This is a genomic window from Candidatus Merdisoma sp. JLR.KK006 (assembly GCF_036941035.1).
Classification (GTDB): Bacteria; Bacillota; Clostridia; order Lachnospirales; family Lachnospiraceae; genus Laedolimicola.
Genome location: NZ_JAYMNS010000002.1, coordinates 42,709 through 61,090, shown reverse-complemented (window position 1 = coordinate 61,090; position 18,382 = coordinate 42,709). Strand labels below are relative to the sequence as shown.

Genomic DNA, 18,382 nt, shown 5'->3' with positions numbered 1-18,382 from the left:
TATTTGGTTTTTTATAAATGCCGGAGATTTTTGCGGTAATGGTGTAATTCTTCCTCGCTTACGGTTTCAATGATTTCATCTAATGCGGCTAAGAGGTTCTCTTTTTCTTTTGGCAGGGTGCCCTGAATGGGGATTGGGTTGGAGGCGCCCAGGGCGCCGAACCAAAGGGGGACCTTAAGATGCTCTATGAGAACTTTCAGCTCTTTGTATTTTTCAATTTCTGTTTCTTCCTGCCAGTTTCCTTTTTGAATTTCTTTATAAAGCTCTGAGCTTGGATAAACAGTCAGCATGCTTGCTCCGATGATTTCCGGGTGCAGCCGGTTGCAGACTGCTGCGGTTGCTTTTGCTCCCTGGTTTCCTTTTCCCATGCCGGATATGCCGGTAAGGTAAAAGAAATTGTAGCGGATGCCTGCCTGGTCAAGCCGCCTGCATTGAGTGAGAATATCCTTTGAACGATAGCCCTTGTTCATAAATTCCAGCGCTTCGTCATCACCTGTTTCAATTCCTATGGTCAGGCTGTCGTATCCGGCCCTATGCAGCTTCACAAGCTCATCATCGGTTTTCAGGGCAATATCCGTTACTCTTGAGAAGCATCCAATGGTCTGGCAGCTTGGAAAGTATTTTTTAATAAGGTCTGCGATTTTCAGTAATCGGGCTGCCTTTAGCACGAAAGGATTTGCGCCGACCAAGAAAGTCCGCAGTACTCGAAGGTTACTCCACTGGCTGAGCTGTGCGCCGGCTTCCTTTAGATCGGCTTCAATGTCCTCTAAGGGCGACATTTTGAATTTGAAAGGCAAATCCTCATATAAGGTGCAGAATTTGCAGCTGTGATGGGTACAGCCTGCAGTGACCTCCAAAAGAAAGGATGAGGCTTCATAAGGTGGTCTCCATATGGTTCCTGTGTAATGCATAACAATCACTCCTTTTTTATTTAAGATAGCGCAGGATTTCGGATAATAAAAGTACTGTCTTTTTTTAGTAATAGTACTATTTTTGATACTAATAAGCGGAAAGTTGACTTTGATTTTTGTTTGGAATATACTTTGGACAAGAGGGGTGCTTGTATGGCTGAAAATAAGTTTAGTGATGAAAATACCATTGCCCGGTGCGTTCCTATGAGTAAGCTGCAGTCGGTGATTGGGGGAAAATGGAAGATTCTGATTCTGTGGTATGTTGCCTTTTATAAGGTTCAGAGATTCGGGGAGCTGATGCGCCGCCTTGAGGGGATTACCCAGTCCACATTGACGAAGCAGCTGCGGGAGCTGGAAGATGACGGATTTCTTCACAGGGAGATTTATAAGGAAATACCTCCTAGGGTGGAATATTCTCTGACGGAATTGGGAGAGAGCTTTATTCCTGTTCTTCAGACAATGATGACGTGGAGTGAACAGTATTTATGTCCGGATTATGTGAACCCTTATCATTCCGAAAAGTGCAGCCGGCATATGACTTGAAGCTACATGTCCCAGGCAGGCATTTTCTCAGATAATCTATACAAAGGAAGAAACAGAGTTTACCTTTCTGCCAGCCAGAGAGGGAGATTATTACCGAAAGCAGTGTGCTGGGGAGATGGAAGAGAATGAGAATACGGCGCCCCTGGAGCTTGTACCGGAGTATTCTAAGGAGCCTATGCCGGTGATCCGCTGCTGCAGGGCCTGTGAGTTTTCCTGCAGGTATACGGGAAGCAGGGAGAAGAAATAGGGGCTGCTTATCAATCTTACTCAAAACGCTTGACAGCTCTTTATCCTCGTTTTATGATCTTAACTAAAAGAAAAGGGATAGTACATGTGCGGAACAATAAAACACCCTGCGGGTATCCCTTTATGCACAAAATTATGTGCAGAACAATGAAACACCCTACGGGTATCCCTTTATGCACAAAAACATGTGCAGATCAATGAAAGGAGAAAATATGAAGTACTTATTGGGAATTGATAATGGGGGAACTTTTTCCAAGGCGGCTCTATTTGACGAGAACGGCAGGCAAATATCCGTAGCCAGCGTCCCAACCGTCACACTGACGCCAAAGCCGGGTTACACAGAAAAAGACTTGGACGAGCTGTGGCAAGTCAATGCAGATGCCATCCGGGGAGCTATCGAAAAGAGCGGTATCGATCCAAAAGACATCGCAGGCGTATCCTTCTCAGGAGCAGGCAAGGGCCTGTACATGATAGGCCATGACGGAAAGCCGTCCTACAACGGAATTATGTCAACAGACACAAGGGCATGGGCGCAGGCGGAGCGGTGGTACAAGGATGGAACCAATAAAAAGGTATACGAAAAAACCTTTCAGGAAATCCTGGCCGTACAGCCTGTAAGCCTTTTAGCCTGGTTTAAAGAAAATCAGCCGGAGGTACTTGAAAACACCAAATACATCTTTGCTGTCAAAGACTACATTCGCTATATGCTCACAGGAGAAGCCTACAGCGAGTATACAGACTGCTCCGGCGGTAATTTGGTAAATATGATAACAGGGCAGCATGATAAAGAGCTTATGGCTCTCTATGGCTTGGAGGAATGCTATGAAAAGCTTCCGCCTCTGCGCCACTCTGCAGATCTATGCGGTCATGTAACCAAAGAAGCCAGTGAGAAAACCCGGCTTCCGGAGGGAACGCCGGTGGCAGCCGGAATGTTTGATGTAAACGCCTGCGGAATCGCCTCCGGCTTGTCCGATGAGGAGCAGATGTGTATGATAGCAGGTACTTGGAGCATCAACGAGTTTATAGGAAAGAAACCTGTAACCAACGGAACGGTAGCTTTAAATTCTATGTTCTGTATTCCGGGATATTTTCTGATAGAAGAAAGCAGCCCTACCTCTGCCGGAAACATGGAATGGTTCATTAACAATTTGATGAACTATGAAAAAGAAGAAGCCAGGGAAAAAGGCGGATCTGTATACCAGATCACCAATGAATGGGTATCCTCCATGGAACCTCAGGACAGCAACATTATTTTTCTTCCATTTTTAAACGGTTCCAACGAAGATGCTCTTGCAAAAGGAACCTTTGTGGGCTTGACCGCTTACCACAGCAAAAAGCACATGTTGCGTGCAGTTTATGAAGGAATCGTATTTTCCCATGTGACCCATGTAAAGAAGCTGCTTAGAAACCGAGAGATTCCAAAGAGCATCCGTCTCTCCGGCGGTGCCGCCAATTCTGATGTGTGGGTGCAGATCTTTGCGGATGCGTTGCAGATTCCCATTGACGTGATTGCGGACAAGGAGTTAGGAGCTCAGGGAGCAGCCATTGCAGCCGGAATTGCGGCCGGAATCTACCCGGATTATCAGGAAGCTATCCGCCGCACTGTAACGATTACCAAGACGATATATCCCCGTTCGGAGTACAAAGAGATCTACGAGGAAAAATATGCAACCTACCGGGCAGTCATTGAGGGCTTAAGCAGCGCATGGGAACGCTTTAAAAATTAAAAAATACTTGAAATGCAGAGTGTTTTATTATAGAATAAGGTGTAAATTTGTGCAGCATGTCCACTTGGCTGCTGCCGTTTCAAGAGGGGCGGTTCACAGGACTTTTTTGGAAGACAAAAATGGTTAGAAGAAGAGCAGCCATAAAAAGAAATAAGAAGTACTAAATTTAAAAGCAGCAGAGCACAGATGGTGCATAGAAAAAAGGAGGAAAAGTGAAGAATGATTTCAGCAGGAGATTTTAGAAACGGTGTTACCCTTGAGATCGAGGGAAATGTTTATCAGATTATGGAGTTTCAGCATGTAAAGCCGGGCAAGGGCGCTGCATTCGTAAGAACCAAGCTTAGAAATATCATCAACGGAGGCGTAGTGGAGAAGACCTTCCGTCCGACCGAGAAGTTCCCGGCAGCACGGATAGACCGTGTGGATATGCAGTATTTGTATTCTGACGGAGATTTGTTCCACTTTATGAATGCAGAGACCTATGACCAGATTGCACTGAATGCAGAGGATATCGGAGATGCTCTGAAGTTTGTAAAAGAGAACGAGATGTGTAAGGTATGTTCCTACAACGGAAACGTATTTGCTGTAGAGCCGCCTCTCTTTGTGGAACTTGAGATCAGCGACACGGAGCCGGGCTTCAAGGGCGACACCGCTACAGGTGCAACCAAGCCGGCTGTTGTAGAGACAGGCGCTACCGTATATGTACCCCTTTTTGTAGAGCAGGGTGACAAGATCAAGATTGATACCCGTTCCGGCGAGTATCTGTCCAGAGTATAAGATATTAACGGATTGAAAAGAGAAGAGGGTATCGCAGAATCATCCAATTAGATGATTGAGCGATACCCTTCCTTGATTACTTAAAATCGCAGGTATCACCAATAATCATATTTTTCTTTCTGCAATTTAGGAGAACGAGCGGTCCCGCAATGGGCGCCAATACTCCGGCAAGAACGATACCGAAAAACATCGTTCCGAATTTTCGAAGCATTGCTCCCGACAAGGTCCCGATATATACCATATCATTGAGCGTGCTTCCGGTAAAACTCTGTTTATACCACCAGAGGGAAAACGGATAAAAATATGCACTGAGAATTGTTAAAATAGTAAGAATGATCGTATCTATAATTGTGGGGGTCCATGGCATCAATAGTCCATCAATCAATGCGTAAATGAACAATACTACTGGAACGACAAGAACCAGGTGGATTAATTTTCGTTTCCGGTAATCCGGGTGCAGATATGAATAAGCGCCTTTCATTGCTCCGGCAGTGTCCTTAAAAACAGAGTTCTTTGGCGGTTTCACATAGTCGTTCTTTGACATCTTTTATTTTTTCCTCCATCATACATTTTCTTTGGTTATTATTTATACAGCATCTATATCCTCTTGCATAATCAACACTAAATTCGCATTTGGATCTCTTGAAACTCGAAGGGCCATCTTACGGATCAGCTTTTCATTCAGGTTACGCACCCATCGGCCATTACTATTATCATCGGATTCGGAATGTTTTTTATAAACCAAATCCGCATATGCCTTTTCGTCTATTTCATATTTTTGGTTATGCAGATCATCCAGACCTATCCGAATCAATTCCTCTTGTGTATAGTCTTCAAATAGGAAGGTATTTGGAATACGGCTTTTCAATCCTTCATTACTTTCAAGAAATTGTTCCATACTATGGGTATAGCCGGCAAAAATAAGAACGATATCCTGACGATGATCCTCCATGAACTTCAGGATTTCATTGATTGCCTCAATTCCATAATCTTGTGAATTTTCATTTCCCGCCCATAAGGTATATGCTTCGTCAATAAACAGTACTCCTCCCAGCGCTGACTCCAGTACTTCCCGTGTCTTTACCGCTGTTTCCCCTATGTACCGGCCAACCAGATCCGAACGTGAAGTTTCCACGAATTTTTTAGAACTGATAATTTCCTTTTCATAAAGTATCTCACCCAGAAGACGTGCAACGGTTGTTTTTCCGGTCCCAGGGTTTCCCAAAAACATGCTGTGCAGCGAAAAGGCCGAATTTTGAAACCCTTGTTTTTCACGCCTTTTATTCATCTCAGCAATAGCGACAAATTCCTCCACCGCCTGTTTTACGCTGGCGATTCCTACCATTTGGTTCAAACGCTCGAATGCAGTCAATTCCCCGAAATACACAATTTCTGGAGCATCGCCTGTTTTCTTCGCCGACCCTTGTTCATCTGGGATGAATTCCCAATTTTGGGAATCATATGCTGCCTGTATCATCATCCCCACATTTATCTTTGTATTTCGCTCCGCTTTGGTATTTGGTTCTATTAGCTGTCCAAAACATACGATATCTGCTTCCAGCGTAGATTTCTTAGTCAGATAAAGATTCACTTTTCCGTTGTGCCTTCCAACAATATAGATTCCTCCTGCTTGTACATGTGAACTGTCACAAATGAAAAAGCTTTCTACAACACAAATATTTCCGATGGAAGCCTCCGATTTCTCAATGCACAGTGAATCATATCTGCCTGAATCCAATGTAAGCTTAGAATTAATTGCATACAATGCTTTGTCATATTCTGATTGTTTTACAAATATATCCGCGGCGTTCAGATTCGAATCCAGTAATTTGACAGAAGACCAGGCTCCTTTTTCAGTCCTGCACCCTCCTTCCAAGGTTGACGATGATATGGTTACCACACTATTTTTTTTGGCAAAGAGTGCACAATTCTCCGCATACTGAATCACAGAACTCTGAATATCCAGCTTTGAATTAGAAACCTGTATCCATGCATGGAGTGTAGAATTAGCTATTTCCAACGTTGAATTTTCCGCATAAACTTGATAGTTTTGGTCGTGCAGATTTCCAGGAGCAACTACACTATTGACAAAGGAAGCCTTCGAACCGTTTGAAATAAAGACAACCGGATAGTTCTCACCTGCCGCTGCATAAGAGGTAAGAAGGACATTTTCTGCAGCCAGAACCGCACCCTCTTTTACATTGATGTTATTGCTCTTATCTACGCCCTTGCGTACTTCCAGATTTTTTAAGGTGACAACGGCTCCATTTTTTATGACTACTCCATCAATGATATTGGTCAAAGCCCCATCATTATCCGGATGTCCTTCAATGGTAATATTCTTGGTAATTGTTATCGACTTATTGTTTTGCTCATAAAAAGGGCTGAACCCTTCCTCCAGTTCAATGATATCTCCGTCACCAGATGCCTCCAGCGCCTGGATGAATTCCCATGTTTTCTTTAAGAATCCATTTTTTCCTACCAGATAACGTGCCATTTATTTCCTCTTCCTCCTTAACATCTTTCACATTCCTTTTTCTATATCAAATTCTAATTTTTCCTCCTCGTTTTGTCAATCTGTTCTTTAGTGTCTGCCAGTGATAATTATACACTTACTTAATTGAAAAATAAAGATTTTTATAATCCGATAGTATTTCTTATGCTATATCTTATACTTGTACGTGGTGCGGGCCTATGATAGGATTGTAACGATAATAAAAAATTTTGAGGATATCTACAACCGGCGGTACCTTCTATTCGTTCTATAGGTGTACGGATAACCCCGGAACAGGGCGAAAAAAGAGGAACTGCACCAAAATATTATGAGTCAGAAAAAGATAGAGGAGGGACAATAAATAATGTACTGTACTTCTTGCGGAAAACAAATCGCAGACGATGCCGCATTTTGTCCATACTGCAAAAAGCCTGCTTCCCAGGACAACGTGTTGGCGGATCTGGTGGCAGCGGCGCGCATGGGCGATCAAAATGCCGTCGGCGCTTTATATGAAAAGACTTACAGTAAGGTCTATTACACCGTCAAGTCCATGATCAAGGATGAGGACGCAGTGTTTGACATCGTACAAGATACTTACATAAAAGCATTTGCCCACTTGGACAGCTTTCAGGGCGACACAAAGTTTTTGCCATGGGTGCGCCAGATTGCTGCCAACACAGCTCGGGATTGGCTGAAAAAGAAGCGTCCTATGCTGTTTGCGGAGCTGAGCTCCGGCGATGAACAGGATACTCCCGTGGAGGAGCTGTTCCCAGATGAGCGCATGGAGAATCTCCCAGAGCAGATCATCGACCAGAAAGAGACAATGCGCCTGCTTCGGGAGATTCTTGATGAATTGCCAGAGGAGCAGCGCGCTGCCATCGGCATGTTCTACTACGAGGAACTGTCAGTAAAAGAGATTGCGGCCGCTATGAGTGTCTCTGAGAGTGCAGTCAAGAGCCGGCTGATGTATGGACGTAATAAAATCGAAAAGAAGGTTCGGGAACTGGAGAAGCAGGGCACGAAGCTCTACGGTCTGTCTCCGCTTCCATTCCTGCTGCTGCTTTTCCGCAGCCAGAAGGCATACGGGGCTGCAGTGCCGAACAGCCGGATTCTTCATGCCATTCTTGCTTCGCAGCCCATGGATGCCGCCGGGGCAGCCGGTACTGCGCAGGGAGCCGGTACGGTTGGAGCAGCGGCCGGCACCGAAATGGCAGGCACTGCGGCTGGCGGTTTTGGCACACTGAAGATAGGACTCATTGCTTTTGCTGTCGTGACAGTTGTCGGCATTGGGGCTTTTGGCGTGACCCAGCTTACATCTCATTCCACTGACACTCAGGAACCATCGGCCATGGAAGATGTTATTGTTCAGGAGGATCCAGAGGCAGCGGAGGAGTCTTCCCCCATTGACGAGGCCTTTGAGCAGTATCGTAACATCATTCGTCAGGCGGACGATTATAAATATGGTGAATATGACGATGAAATAAACCTGCCGGGGCGTGAGTTAGTCGGCTATCGGTATGCGTTGGTGCAGATGCAGCCGGAGGACCCGGTTCCGACGCTGCTGTTGGAAAGGGAGGTAATGGATACCGAGATATCCGTATCCTCGAGTTATGCCCTTGTTTTTCAATATGACCCGGATACAAAGACGGTATGTCAGCCCGCCGAAGCGATTGCGGATGGCGGAATTCACGGCGGCCTCACTATGGCCGGGGACGGAGACGGAATGATGAGCACGGGATGGTCTGGAGGAACCGGTGAAGGCTCTGTTACGCGCATCACACTGGAAGGAGATTCCCTCAATCGGGACATCTATTGGACCGGGCAGATATTCGAGATGCCCGACTCGATCACCTTTATTGAGATTGAATGGCACGAGATCGGAGATCTGTCCCCGCTGGACAGCTGGACAGGGCCTGAAGCAGGCGGGGCAGAGCCGTCTGACGTCTGATCCGGAGAATGAAAAAACGAGCCTATTGACCGGTTATGTTGGGACCTATACACCTTACGAACCCTTTGATGACATGTACGGCGGTGGTTTATAGGGTTTACCCTGCCGGCGTTGTGCCGGATGGCTTTTCCTGCCGCTATACCAATGATTACTGGCAGGAAAAGCATTAGTGTAAGTTGGAAATACAGCAGTCGATAAGAATGACAGCAAAACAACAGAAATAACTCCGAGTACAGGAAATAGCCAGACTACAGGAAATACTACTGGTACAACTGATAAGACTGCAGATAAAACAGGTGGTGAGAAAAAAGCCGCAGAAGATGAGTCTGCAAAGAGAACTGAAGAAGAAGCCGCTCAGAAGTAGGCTGATGGTGTAATCGGACATCGCAAAACCATCTAATTTGATGATTTTGCGACACCTTTTTCTTTCTTTAATGCATCTGACTAGATTCGAACTAGCGGCACCTGGCGTCGGAGGCCAGTGCTCTATCCACTGAGCTACAGATGCATGAAATTGATACCTTGATTATTCTACAACAAAATTCCAAAATATGCAAGCAGAATCTTAAAAAACAGAATTGTAAATAAATGTTAAAAATTTAAAAAACTCTTGCAAAAGGAAAAATTTTCCTGTATAATAAGCTTGTCTTTCAATTCAAAGCAGCGTTTCGCTGTATCAATCCCCAAAAGACAAATTAAAAAAGAAAGGATGAAAAAAATGAACTATCAAGAATTTGTAGGCTCTGTGACCGGTTTTTTGAGGGAAACATTGCCCTGCGGCACAGAGCTTAGCCTGATTCCTCTGGAGAAGAATAACGGAGTGATTCTGGAGGGGCTATCCGTGAGAAAGGAGGGAGAACGTGCGGCTCCGGCCATTTATCTGGATTCTTATTATCAGGAATATCTGGGCGGCCGTTCCATGAGGCAGATTCAGGAAACCATACTGGAGTGCTGTGAAGATAATTGCTTTTCCGAGCATTTTGACGCAGACTTTTTTACGGATTATCGGAAAGTAAAACCTACCGTTGTCTACAAGCTCATTAATTATGAGAAAAATCAGGAGCTTCTTGGGAGGATTCCCCATGTACCCTTTTTGAATCTGGCCATTGTATTTTACTGTCTTTTGCCAGATACCCCTGTTGGAAATGCTACCGTGCTCATTCACAACAGCCATATGAAATACTGGCAGATAACCTGCGGTGAGCTATATAAGGATGCTAAATTGAATACACCACGGCTGCTTCCGGCAGAGATCAAGTCTATGTCAGAGGTACTTTCCGAACTCTCCGGCGGATTGGATGGTTCCAGGGAGGATGGAATACCAATGTATGTATTAACTAATGCGAGAAAGGCTTTGGGGGCTTCCTGCATTTTGTATGACAGTATGCTCAAGCACTGTGAAGAATATCTGGGATCTTCCTATTATCTGCTTCCAAGCAGCGTGCACGAGGTAATTTTGATTCCGGCGGAGGCTGTGGCCGATTCCGGTGAGCTGGCTGCCATGGTGCGGGACATTAATCAGACCCAGGTACTGCGTACAGAAGTGCTCTCTGATCAGATTTATTTCTATCGGCCGGAATCCGGTCAACTATCCATTGTAAAAGAATAAAAAAGTATTTGGAGTATAAAAGAGGATAGATTTCACAAAATTGTCACATTTTACAGTTGCCTTTTTTCTATAAGTTTGCTACAATCTCTTTATTACGAAATTGTTACATTTGTTAAGCATATGTAACTTACAAAGAAAAACTGGAAAATTTAATAATATAGAATCGAGGATGTGAAAAAATGGGAGAAAATTTTGGGAATTGGATAGCAAGTTATAAGCGGCAGGCAGCGGTGGGCTGTATTGTGCTTTGTCTGGTGCTTGTGGCGGCAGTTGTAATACTTGGTAAGAAGAAAGGGGCAGCACAGGAAGCAGAGGCGGCTGATGCTCCTATTCAGAGCGAACAGGCAGATGAGGCAGAGGACTCAGGTGCCATTTTGTCAGCAGCAGGCAGTCAGGAGGGAACGGCAACACAGATAGAGCCCAATGTATTGGAACAGGATGCCTACGAGGATGTAAATACCATTGTAAAGCAATATTATGAGTATTTGTCATCGGGAGATATGGAAGGTCTGGCTACTGTGGTGGATGAGATCAGTGATGATGAGAAAAGCCGTATTTTAGGCTCACAGGCATTGGTGGAGGGGTATGAGAATATATCCTGCTATACAAAGAAGGGAATGGAAGAAGGTTCCTATGTTGTCTTTGCTTACTATGAGCTTAAGTTTAAGCAGATTGAGACTTCTGCACCGGGCTTGTCCCCCTTGTATGTATATACCAATGAAGAAGGCAGTCTCTGCATTATGAACCGGGAGGCCAGTGACGAGCTGAAGGAGTATGTAGAAAAGATTGCTGAGGGGGATGAAGTAAAGGCTCTTCGTGAAGAGGTTAAGACAAAGTATGAAGCTGCTAAGGCGGCAGATGAGGATCTGGCAAAGCAGGAGGAGCGGTATGTGCGTCTCTCATCAGAGCCGGAAGAAGAACCGGCGGAAGTAGCGGATGCAGGTGAAGAGACACCGGAAGAAACTCCAGAGGAGACACCAGAGGAAGCCCCGGAAGAGGAGGCCCCACAGGAAGAACCGGCTCCGGCAGCAGAGGGTACGGCCCAGAACCGGGAGACACGGTTTACAGAAAGCGTGCGTCTGCGTGCACAGCCCAGCACAGAGGCTGAAAGCCTTGGGACAGCTTATCAGGGTGAGCATGTGACACAGATTGAGAGCTATGGGGATGGCTGGAGCAAGATTCGGTACAACGATAAGGAATGCTATTGCAAGACAGAATTTTTGGAATAAAAAAGAAGAAAAATCAAAAGCGGCAGAGCCAGAAAAAAGGCTTTGCCGCTTTTTTCAAATCTTATGAGGTTCCATAGGAACAAGCTAAACAAGTGTGTTCAGCATTGAGCCTACTGCATAGTAATTGGTAAGGTTATAAGCTCCGCCCAATGCAAATTTGGAAAAGATCTCAAAGTCATCCAGATCACTGATGGAATTTGCCTTGCTCTCCTTTTCGGTAACCCCGGCGATCTTTTCTACGGATGCATGGTCAAGGATATAAGTAGCCTTGGAAGCAGCACGTTCAGCGATGCCGAACTGACCGCCCATAATGTCCTTTACGGAATTATAGTTCTCGTTCAAGGTCTTTTTAAGCTTATCCTCATCAACCTGAAGGTTTCCGGACTTATCGAAGCTTAAGCCGATTCGAGCCATTGCATCCTCGGTGGTCAGGGCGTTCTTCAGAGAATTTAACTGTCTGACTACAGTAGAACTGCGGTCGGAATTGCTTTCCAGGAAAGAAACAGCACTGTTGTAAGCCTTGGCAAAATCCTTTACCGCAGAGATGATCTCCTCCTGTGCCTTGTCTACGGCTGCCTGAGCAGAAGCCTTATCCTCATCCGTAGTAGCTCTCTGCAGATCTTTCATAGCCGTTTCGTATTTGGAGAATACGTTGTTCCGACTGCCGTAACGCAGCTTTTCGGAAGCAGATTCCAAAGAAGTCAGGTTATGCTTATAGTTCAGCAGGAATGTAGAAGTACTGGAAGAACTTGAAGTGCTTGTGCTTGAAGTACTGGTACTGCTGGAGCTTGAACTACCGGAGGTTGTATTGGTGCCGCTTGTACTTGAAGTACCGGAAGTACTTGAAGTTTTGGTATCGGAGCTGTCGGATGTATCGATGCCCAGTTCCTTTTCCAATTTCTCCTTATCAGCATACGCATTATCCACCCAACTTTGATACACATTGTTTGTACCATAACTAGATACTGCACTTACTGCCATATTTTCAACTCCTTTCTGGTATAAAATACCGTATTTTATAAAAGGAAAACTTAGGTTTCCCTCTATTTAATATATCGGCAGAAAATTTTGAAATAAAAGGAAAAGGAATAAAAGGTTAAAGATTTTGACTTGAAAGATGAATAAAAGTAAAAAATCTCCACATGCTAGAGAAAAATCAGTATGCGAAAGGAGATTTTTATGCTTACAGGTGAAGATATGGCAGTGCTGAATGAAGCGTACCGAAACAGTAAAATGGGAGTAGAGACAATTAATGCGATTATCAGCAAGGTATATGATGAGGATCTAGCTTTGGATCTGAATCGGCAGGCGGTACGTTTTCTTTCTTTTGAGGATAAGGTGACAGAGAAGATTCGGGAGGCCAATCAGCGGCCGGAGACCTCTTCACCAGTAGGAAAAGCCATGCTGTGGACCTCCATTCAGGCCAATACGCTTTTGAATACCAGTACGGAGCATGTGGCGGATCTGATGATTCAGGGGAATACCCGGGGGATTACCGATCTGATGAAGACAGTGAAGTCAAATAAGGGAGCAAAAAAAGAGTACTGTGAACTGGCAGAAGAGCTGATGGATTTTGAAGAAAAAAATATTGAGCAGTTAAAAAGCTATCTCAAATAAAACGAATGATAGATAGGGGGTATATAAGGCAGGATTTTGAATGGAAGATTATCAAAAGCGGAATTGGAGAAGTGGGTGCAGGGTTTGGAATTCTGAAGTAAATGAGAAGAACCTGGGCAAACAGATCGCTGATTCAATAAAGTCTTTACACTTTCGGACCTATTGAAAATCATTTTAACGTTTTTTGGCATTAATTTAAATGAATTGGGCAAGATCAAAGAATAATGAAATAGTATACCTGCATGTGCCACATTGGCGCACTACCATAAATCAAAATCGGTAGTGGCATATGGGGTATCCCTAAACTTGGTTTTCTGCTGCTTAGAAAAGAAAACGAGTCATTGCATCTAAGAGGGACGATTCCGCAAGAATCATGAAAAAATCCTATAAGCTTCTGGTATAACAGCGTCTATGGAAAAAGAAAAATTCTTTATCCATAGACGCTGTTTGTCTTATCCATACTTAAGAAAGGAAAATGGAAAGCCAAAATGTGGAAACAGTTGAAGAAGTGATTTCCTACATTGAGTCCAATCTAAGTGAAAAGCTGGACTTAAGCCAGGCTGCGGCCGGGGTTCACTGTTCCAAATATCATCTGCACCGGATGTTTTCAAATACGGTTGGAATCACCATCCATGACTATTATCCGGCGCAGACAGCTTACGGAAGCGGCAAAGCTTTTAATATGCTCCGAAAAGTCCATTCTGGAGATTGCTCTTATGGCAGGCTTTGAGAGCCGGCAGGCATTCACCGACAGGTTTAGGGCTATGTACAAAAAGTCCCCGGCAAAATACAGGGAGCAGGGGAGCTTCTGACGGAGTTTGGCTATCCTACTCAACGGCTGATTTTACCCATAAAGAGGGAAACAGCCCATGGAAAAGCAGAGGGAGGGATAAAGCAATGAAAGAAAATGCTCTGGACAGGGACTGGGACTATGGCTTTCCATTCTGGGAGAAGACGGCGCTGCCTTATCTGTACGATTAGTAATATGCATTTTTGAAAAGGCATATTGAAGTTCCGCATATGAAGTGCTATAATCTTATTGTTATTACATAAACAAATAATAGATATAAATAAAAGCTGACATACATGGGGAGAGACCGCCGGGCAAGTGAGGTGGTTTTTCGCTTTTCCCCAGGTTTTGTATGGCTTTTTATATGCTTAAAACAAAGGGAAAGGAGAAGGGTGAAAATGACAGGGACAGAAGAACAATTAAACTGCAAGCTTTAAGACATCATTCAGGTTAATTAAAAAATCATTAAAAGATATGGAGTTATGCGGTTATGCAAAAGAATTTTTCAAATAATAAAAACAACACACAAAAAACCAGGCACATTGGCCGTAAGGTAGGAAATCTGGTGGCGGGCATGTTGGGAGTCAGCATTACTGTGGTAGTTATAGTTTGCGTACTGATGTTTTACCGTCTTACCATGTCCATGATGCAGAATGAATGTGTAAGCGGAACGAATGTGCTGGCTTATGAGCTGGCCAATTACAGCGGTCCCGAGGACAGGACGGCGCTTCTGGATGCACTTAAGGAGCAGATGGGATGTGAATTCACCATCTTTCAGGGGAATGAGAGAGCCTATACAACGATTCAGCAGAACGGCCAGCGGGCCGTAGGCACCCGGCTTTCCGATGATTTGTCCAAGACGGTGCTGGAGCAGGGTCAGGCATATGTGGGGCGGGCTTCTATTCTGGGGGAAGAGCATCTGTGCTCTTATGTGCCCACAAGAGATGCTGACGGCAACATTGACGGATTGATCTTTGCCGGAATTTCCATGTCGGATGCCGCTACTCAGATCAACCTTACGATGGCCTTGTCCTGTCTGATTGGTGTGGTGCTTATTATTGTAGGAATTATGATTGTGGGAGCCTATATCAAACGGACGGTTACCAGGCCGCTCTTCCGTCTGACCATATTGGCAGAAACTCTGGAGCAGGGCAATCTGGGTCTTGGTATGAGCCAGAACATGCTGGCGGATATTCATTCGGATGATGAGATCGGGATTCTGTCTCAGAGCTTTGACAGAACCATCAGCCGCCTGCGGAATTATATCGGAGAAATATCCAATATGCTGGAGTCTGTTGCCGCAGGAGATTTAACGCTCCAGATCAGTCAGGAATATGTAGGGGACTTTGCCGCTATTCGTACATCTCTGAATGATATTCTTCAGAATCTTAACAAAACCATGGGCCAGATTGTTTCCAGCTCCGAATGTGTTTCCGGCGGAGCGGCTCAGATGTCATCTGCAGCCCAGGGGCTGAGCCAGGGCGCTGCGGAACAGACCGGCGCCGTGGAAGGGCTGGAACAGACCATGCAGGAGGTTGCCGGCCGTATCAGGCAGACTGCGGATAATGCCGGACAGGCGCAGAAGCAGGCCGGGGACATGGGACAGCAGCTTACGGAGAGCAACGAGAAAATGCAGGAAATGACAATGGCTATGGAGAAGATCAATAACAGCTCCAGAGAGATCGGAAAGATCATCAAGGCTATTGAGGATATTGCTTTTCAGACGAATATTTTGGCCCTCAATGCTTCCGTGGAGGCGGCACGGGCCGGGGAAGCAGGCAAAGGCTTTGCCGTGGTGTCCGAGGAGGTTCGGAATTTAGCAGGAAAGACGGCGGAAGCATCCAAATCCACGGCGGCATTGATTGAGCATTCCATGGCTGCGGTAGAAGAGGGAACGCAGATTGCCGGCGTTACGGCAAAGCAGTTGGAGGGAGCCGTTGCGGAGGCACAGAGAATCGTAGGAACGATCAATGAAATTGCTGCCGATGCCCGGACGCAGGCAGACGCTATGGAACAGGTTGAAGGGCAGATTAGCCAGATTTCCAGTGTGACTCAGAGCAATTCCGCAACCGCCCAGGAGAGCTCTGCGACCAGTGAGGAGCTCAGCGCCCAGGCCGGACTGCTCAGAGAGCTTGTGAATACCTTCCGTCTGCGGAATAATTGATGAAACAGCAGAAAGTGATTAAAAGAAGCCATATGCGGCTGACAGCAACCGGCGCTATGCTCCCGACAAAGGGAGCATAGTGCCGGTTTGCAATCAGAGTTATTTTTTGCGAGGGATTTTGTTAAGAGGTGTGAAATGCCTAAAATAAAAAGTTATTATTATAAACTTGCAATAGAATTGGTTTTAAATTTATATGAAGAAGGACTGATATACGAAAAAGAGCAGGAAGATTATCTAAATTGGATTCCCTATAAGCTTGAATTAGCAGTTGAGAAAGATAAACATGTAATTGATGGCATATCATTCAGCCTGGAAGGATTAAAATGTTTTATCAAAAAAATGGAATATGTTCTTAACGAACGAAATATATCCAGTGAGTATGAGAAAATTAGTTATTGTGGTCCTGAGGCTGAGTTCGAAATAATTTTTCAGAACAAGGATGACTATTGGGAAGACAGAATAATTGATACAGAAGTGTGGCTGAATGCGTCTGTGATAGAAATGCAACAGGGAGGATATTTTCTGGGGTATAAATTTAATATTAAGTTTGAAGATTTAAAACAATTTGTAAGAGAGTTAAAAGAGAAATTGCAAGCGTTGCTGCAAAAAGGAGAAGGAGAGGAAATGATTGATAATTCTATCTAAGGGACTCAAGGCTTATGAGATTAGAAGGACAGGTACTTCAGATATGAAAGAGATTTACAGGGCAAGCGGTGAATAAGCGCATTTTCTGATGCCGCTCACGAATACCGGCTGACAATGCCAAGCAGAAGACTCCCGGCAGGATGGGACAGGGACTTCTGAGGACGTTATAACAAGTCTGGAGAAAATAGATATGACAAAATGGATGTATCATTCTGATGATAACGTCTATTATCAGATTGGCATATCGTATTGTGAAATTCCTGTGGATGCAACCTATGAGAAACTGGCGGTTTTTGTGCCGGGGTATTCGGCTCAGGCAGCCCTGACAGCTTATACAAGTCTGACGGAGTATACGGATGCCGGCTTTGTATACGTTCATGCCGGATGCCGTGGAAGAGATGCGGGCGCACCGGCGGGTGTCACGGATCTAAAGGCTGCAATCCGCTATCTGCGTTATGTAAATAATACAATGCCCGGAGATGCGGAAAAAATCTTTGTGTTTGGTATGAGTGGCGGCGGCGCACAGTCAGCCCTTGTGGGCGCAACTGGTGACAGCGAGCTTTATGATCCTTATCTGGAACAGATTGGTGCGATACAGAGTGTCAGTGATGCCGTTTATGGTTCCATGGATTGGTGCCCGATCACCAATCTGGACAGTGCGGATGAAGCATATGAGTGGATGATGGGCGTAACAAGAAGCGGGCTTTCTGATGATGAGCAGGCGATTTCTGATGGACTGGCGGTTTCTTTTGCTGATTATATTAACCGGGCAGCTATTATGATTATATTGTGGGTGTGATTGAAGAGTCTTTGAATAACTTTCTTTCAGATACGGAAATTCCGTATGATTCCAAAGAAGGCGGTTATGAAGAGTGGGATGATATAGCCCGTACTGAGGCCTTAAATGGCATTACAATCTCAGGAGTTTATGAAACTGCCAGTGATTATATTGATGCCCTCAATGAGAACGGTGCATGGGTCACCTATGACGCCGAAACAAATACGGCCTCAATTACGAATATTAGTGATTTTGTGAAAGACTTTAAGAGCGCATCGAAGAATCTCGGTGCATTTGACCAGCTTGATGCCGGACAGGGGGAAAATGAACTGTTTGGATATGGGGATGGAAATGGAGCCCATTTTGAAGCTTTGCTTGGGGAGCTATTGAACGAATTGGAAAGCAGCTATGCTTCTGATTTTGAAGAGGATCTTCAAAAAAACGATGCCGTGGGGTATACTGCGGCCCAAAGACTGAATATGTATACACCTGTTTATTATCTGCTGGAATCCCAGGAGGGATACAAAACCAGCACGCCTGCAAAGCACTGGAGGATTCGCAGCGGCATTGCACAGAGTGATACTTCCCTTACAACAGAAGTAAACCTGGATCTTGCGCTTCAAAATTATGATGAGGTGGGACCTGTTGATTTTGCAACCGTCTGGGGACAGCAGCATGTGAAGGCGGAGTGCACAGGAGACAGCACAGCGAATTTTATTATGTGGGTAGATGAATGTATGAAAAAATGATGCTACAGGAGTACGGCTTTAGAAATTGTTATTTCAAAGGAAAGCTTTCGTTGCCGGGGGAGACAACAGGTAATAGAACGTGGAAGCCATGAGCGGGTGCTTGTGGCTTTGTTGATTTTAGGGTATAATTACATGATACGATACATTGACGGTTA

16 protein-coding genes, 1 tRNA gene and 1 pseudogene are annotated in these 18,382 nt (G+C 44.9%); 13 read left to right on the top strand and 5 right to left on the bottom strand.

Annotation, left to right across the window (positions count from 1 at the left end; translation table 11 throughout):
* Positions 1-11: 11 nt before the first annotated feature.
* Positions 12-911 (bottom strand): radical SAM protein, encoded by a 900-nt coding sequence (locus VSQ61_RS01930; RefSeq protein WP_334342742.1) that lies wholly within the window; start codon positions 909-911, stop codon positions 12-14.
* Between the two features lie 153 nt (positions 912-1,064).
* Here VSQ61_RS01930 and VSQ61_RS01925 point away from each other — a divergent pair, with 153 nt between their 5' ends.
* From VSQ61_RS01925 to efp, 4 genes are all read left to right on the top strand, one after another.
* A complete protein-coding gene (locus VSQ61_RS01925) occupies positions 1,065-1,454 on the top strand; it encodes a winged helix-turn-helix transcriptional regulator (protein WP_334342741.1) in 390 nt (129 codons plus the stop codon).
* A 115-nt stretch (positions 1,455-1,569) separates the two neighbouring features.
* Positions 1,570-1,701 carry a hypothetical protein gene (locus VSQ61_RS01920; RefSeq protein WP_334342740.1) on the top strand — a complete coding sequence of 44 codons (132 nt, stop codon included), beginning with the start codon at positions 1,570-1,572 and terminating at the stop codon, positions 1,699-1,701.
* A 211-nt stretch (positions 1,702-1,912) separates the two neighbouring features.
* Positions 1,913-3,427, top strand: a complete 1,515-nt coding sequence (locus VSQ61_RS01915) for an FGGY-family carbohydrate kinase (RefSeq protein ID WP_334342739.1) — start codon at positions 1,913-1,915, stop codon at positions 3,425-3,427.
* A gap of 219 nt (positions 3,428-3,646) precedes the next feature.
* Positions 3,647-4,204 (top strand): elongation factor P, encoded by a 558-nt coding sequence (gene efp / locus VSQ61_RS01910; RefSeq protein WP_334342738.1) that lies wholly within the window; start codon positions 3,647-3,649, stop codon positions 4,202-4,204.
* Between the two features lie 76 nt (positions 4,205-4,280).
* Here the strand turns inward: efp and VSQ61_RS01905 are convergent, their stop codons facing one another.
* Both VSQ61_RS01905 and VSQ61_RS01900 read right to left on the bottom strand, forming a co-directional pair.
* The gene (locus VSQ61_RS01905) at positions 4,281-4,748 is read right to left on the bottom strand and encodes a hypothetical protein (protein ID WP_334342737.1); all 468 of its coding nucleotides are present in this window, start codon (positions 4,746-4,748) and stop codon (positions 4,281-4,283) included.
* 42 nt (positions 4,749-4,790) lie between these two features.
* Entirely contained in the window at positions 4,791-6,701 is a 1,911-nt protein-coding gene (locus VSQ61_RS01900) for an AAA family ATPase (RefSeq protein ID WP_334342736.1), read from the bottom strand.
* A 361-nt stretch (positions 6,702-7,062) separates the two neighbouring features.
* Between VSQ61_RS01900 and VSQ61_RS01895 the strand changes: the two genes are divergently transcribed.
* The gene (locus VSQ61_RS01895; RefSeq protein WP_334342735.1) at positions 7,063-8,646 is read left to right on the top strand and encodes a sigma-70 family RNA polymerase sigma factor; all 1,584 of its coding nucleotides are present in this window, start codon (positions 7,063-7,065) and stop codon (positions 8,644-8,646) included.
* Between the two features lie 435 nt (positions 8,647-9,081).
* On the opposite strand, the gene VSQ61_RS01890 is transcribed toward VSQ61_RS01895, so the two are convergent.
* Positions 9,082-9,154, bottom strand: a tRNA-Arg gene (locus VSQ61_RS01890).
* Between the two features lie 210 nt (positions 9,155-9,364).
* Between VSQ61_RS01890 and VSQ61_RS01885 the strand changes: the two genes are divergently transcribed.
* Positions 9,365-10,255, top strand: coding sequence for a DUF5688 family protein (locus tag VSQ61_RS01885; RefSeq protein ID WP_334342734.1), 891 nt, complete (start codon positions 9,365-9,367; stop codon positions 10,253-10,255).
* Positions 10,256-10,434: 179 nt separating this feature from the next.
* A complete protein-coding gene (locus VSQ61_RS01880) occupies positions 10,435-11,484 on the top strand; it encodes an SH3 domain-containing protein (protein ID WP_334342733.1) in 1,050 nt (349 codons plus the stop codon).
* A gap of 84 nt (positions 11,485-11,568) precedes the next feature.
* Here VSQ61_RS01880 and fliD read toward each other — a convergent pair whose 3' ends face one another.
* Positions 11,569-12,465 carry a flagellar filament capping protein FliD gene (gene fliD / locus VSQ61_RS01875; protein WP_334342732.1) on the bottom strand — a complete coding sequence of 299 codons (897 nt, stop codon included), beginning with the start codon at positions 12,463-12,465 and terminating at the stop codon, positions 11,569-11,571.
* Between the two features lie 198 nt (positions 12,466-12,663).
* Between fliD and VSQ61_RS01870 the strand changes: the two genes are divergently transcribed.
* From VSQ61_RS01870 to VSQ61_RS01845, 6 genes and pseudogenes are all read left to right on the top strand, one after another.
* Positions 12,664-13,101 (top strand): hypothetical protein, encoded by a 438-nt coding sequence (locus tag VSQ61_RS01870; protein WP_334342731.1) that lies wholly within the window; start codon positions 12,664-12,666, stop codon positions 13,099-13,101.
* 475 nt (positions 13,102-13,576) lie between these two features.
* Positions 13,577-13,910 (top strand): annotated as a pseudogene (locus VSQ61_RS01865) (helix-turn-helix transcriptional regulator); the annotation flags it as partial.
* Between the two features lie 471 nt (positions 13,911-14,381).
* On the top strand, positions 14,382-16,055 hold the full coding sequence (locus VSQ61_RS01860) for a methyl-accepting chemotaxis protein (protein WP_334342730.1): 1,674 nt from the start codon (positions 14,382-14,384) through the stop codon (positions 16,053-16,055).
* 135 nt (positions 16,056-16,190) lie between these two features.
* A complete protein-coding gene (locus tag VSQ61_RS01855) occupies positions 16,191-16,700 on the top strand; it encodes a hypothetical protein (protein ID WP_334342729.1) in 510 nt (169 codons plus the stop codon).
* 190 nt (positions 16,701-16,890) lie between these two features.
* The gene (locus VSQ61_RS01850) at positions 16,891-17,499 is read left to right on the top strand and encodes a hypothetical protein (protein ID WP_334342728.1); all 609 of its coding nucleotides are present in this window, start codon (positions 16,891-16,893) and stop codon (positions 17,497-17,499) included.
* A gap of 11 nt (positions 17,500-17,510) precedes the next feature.
* Positions 17,511-18,227, top strand: coding sequence for a hypothetical protein (locus tag VSQ61_RS01845; protein ID WP_334342727.1), 717 nt, complete (start codon positions 17,511-17,513; stop codon positions 18,225-18,227).
* The last annotated feature ends 155 nt before the right edge of the window (positions 18,228-18,382 follow it).

Bases quoted from the DNA above. Each gene is read 5' to 3' on its own strand.
- VSQ61_RS01870 (WP_334342731.1), top strand. From the start codon at position 12,664: ATGCTTACAGGTGAAGATATGGCAGTGCTGAATGAAGCGTACCGAAAC.
- VSQ61_RS01900 (WP_334342736.1), bottom strand. From the start codon at position 6,701: ATGGCACGTTATCTGGTAGGAAAAAATGGATTCTTAAAGAAAACATGG.
- VSQ61_RS01885 (WP_334342734.1), top strand. From the start codon at position 9,365: ATGAACTATCAAGAATTTGTAGGCTCTGTGACCGGTTTTTTGAGGGAA.
- VSQ61_RS01880 (WP_334342733.1), top strand. From the start codon at position 10,435: ATGGGAGAAAATTTTGGGAATTGGATAGCAAGTTATAAGCGGCAGGCA.
- VSQ61_RS01920 (WP_334342740.1), top strand. From the start codon at position 1,570: ATGGAAGAGAATGAGAATACGGCGCCCCTGGAGCTTGTACCGGAGTAT.
- VSQ61_RS01850 (WP_334342728.1), top strand. From the start codon at position 16,891: ATGACAAAATGGATGTATCATTCTGATGATAACGTCTATTATCAGATT.
- VSQ61_RS01905 (WP_334342737.1), bottom strand. From the start codon at position 4,748: ATGTCAAAGAACGACTATGTGAAACCGCCAAAGAACTCTGTTTTTAAG.
- VSQ61_RS01925 (WP_334342741.1), top strand. From the start codon at position 1,065: ATGGCTGAAAATAAGTTTAGTGATGAAAATACCATTGCCCGGTGCGTT.
- efp (WP_334342738.1), top strand. From the start codon at position 3,647: ATGATTTCAGCAGGAGATTTTAGAAACGGTGTTACCCTTGAGATCGAG.
- VSQ61_RS01930 (WP_334342742.1), bottom strand. From the start codon at position 911: ATGCATTACACAGGAACCATATGGAGACCACCTTATGAAGCCTCATCC.
- VSQ61_RS01855 (WP_334342729.1), top strand. From the start codon at position 16,191: ATGCCTAAAATAAAAAGTTATTATTATAAACTTGCAATAGAATTGGTT.
- VSQ61_RS01895 (WP_334342735.1), top strand. From the start codon at position 7,063: ATGTACTGTACTTCTTGCGGAAAACAAATCGCAGACGATGCCGCATTT.
- VSQ61_RS01915 (WP_334342739.1), top strand. From the start codon at position 1,913: ATGAAGTACTTATTGGGAATTGATAATGGGGGAACTTTTTCCAAGGCG.
- fliD (WP_334342732.1), bottom strand. From the start codon at position 12,465: ATGGCAGTAAGTGCAGTATCTAGTTATGGTACAAACAATGTGTATCAA.
- VSQ61_RS01860 (WP_334342730.1), top strand. From the start codon at position 14,382: ATGCAAAAGAATTTTTCAAATAATAAAAACAACACACAAAAAACCAGG.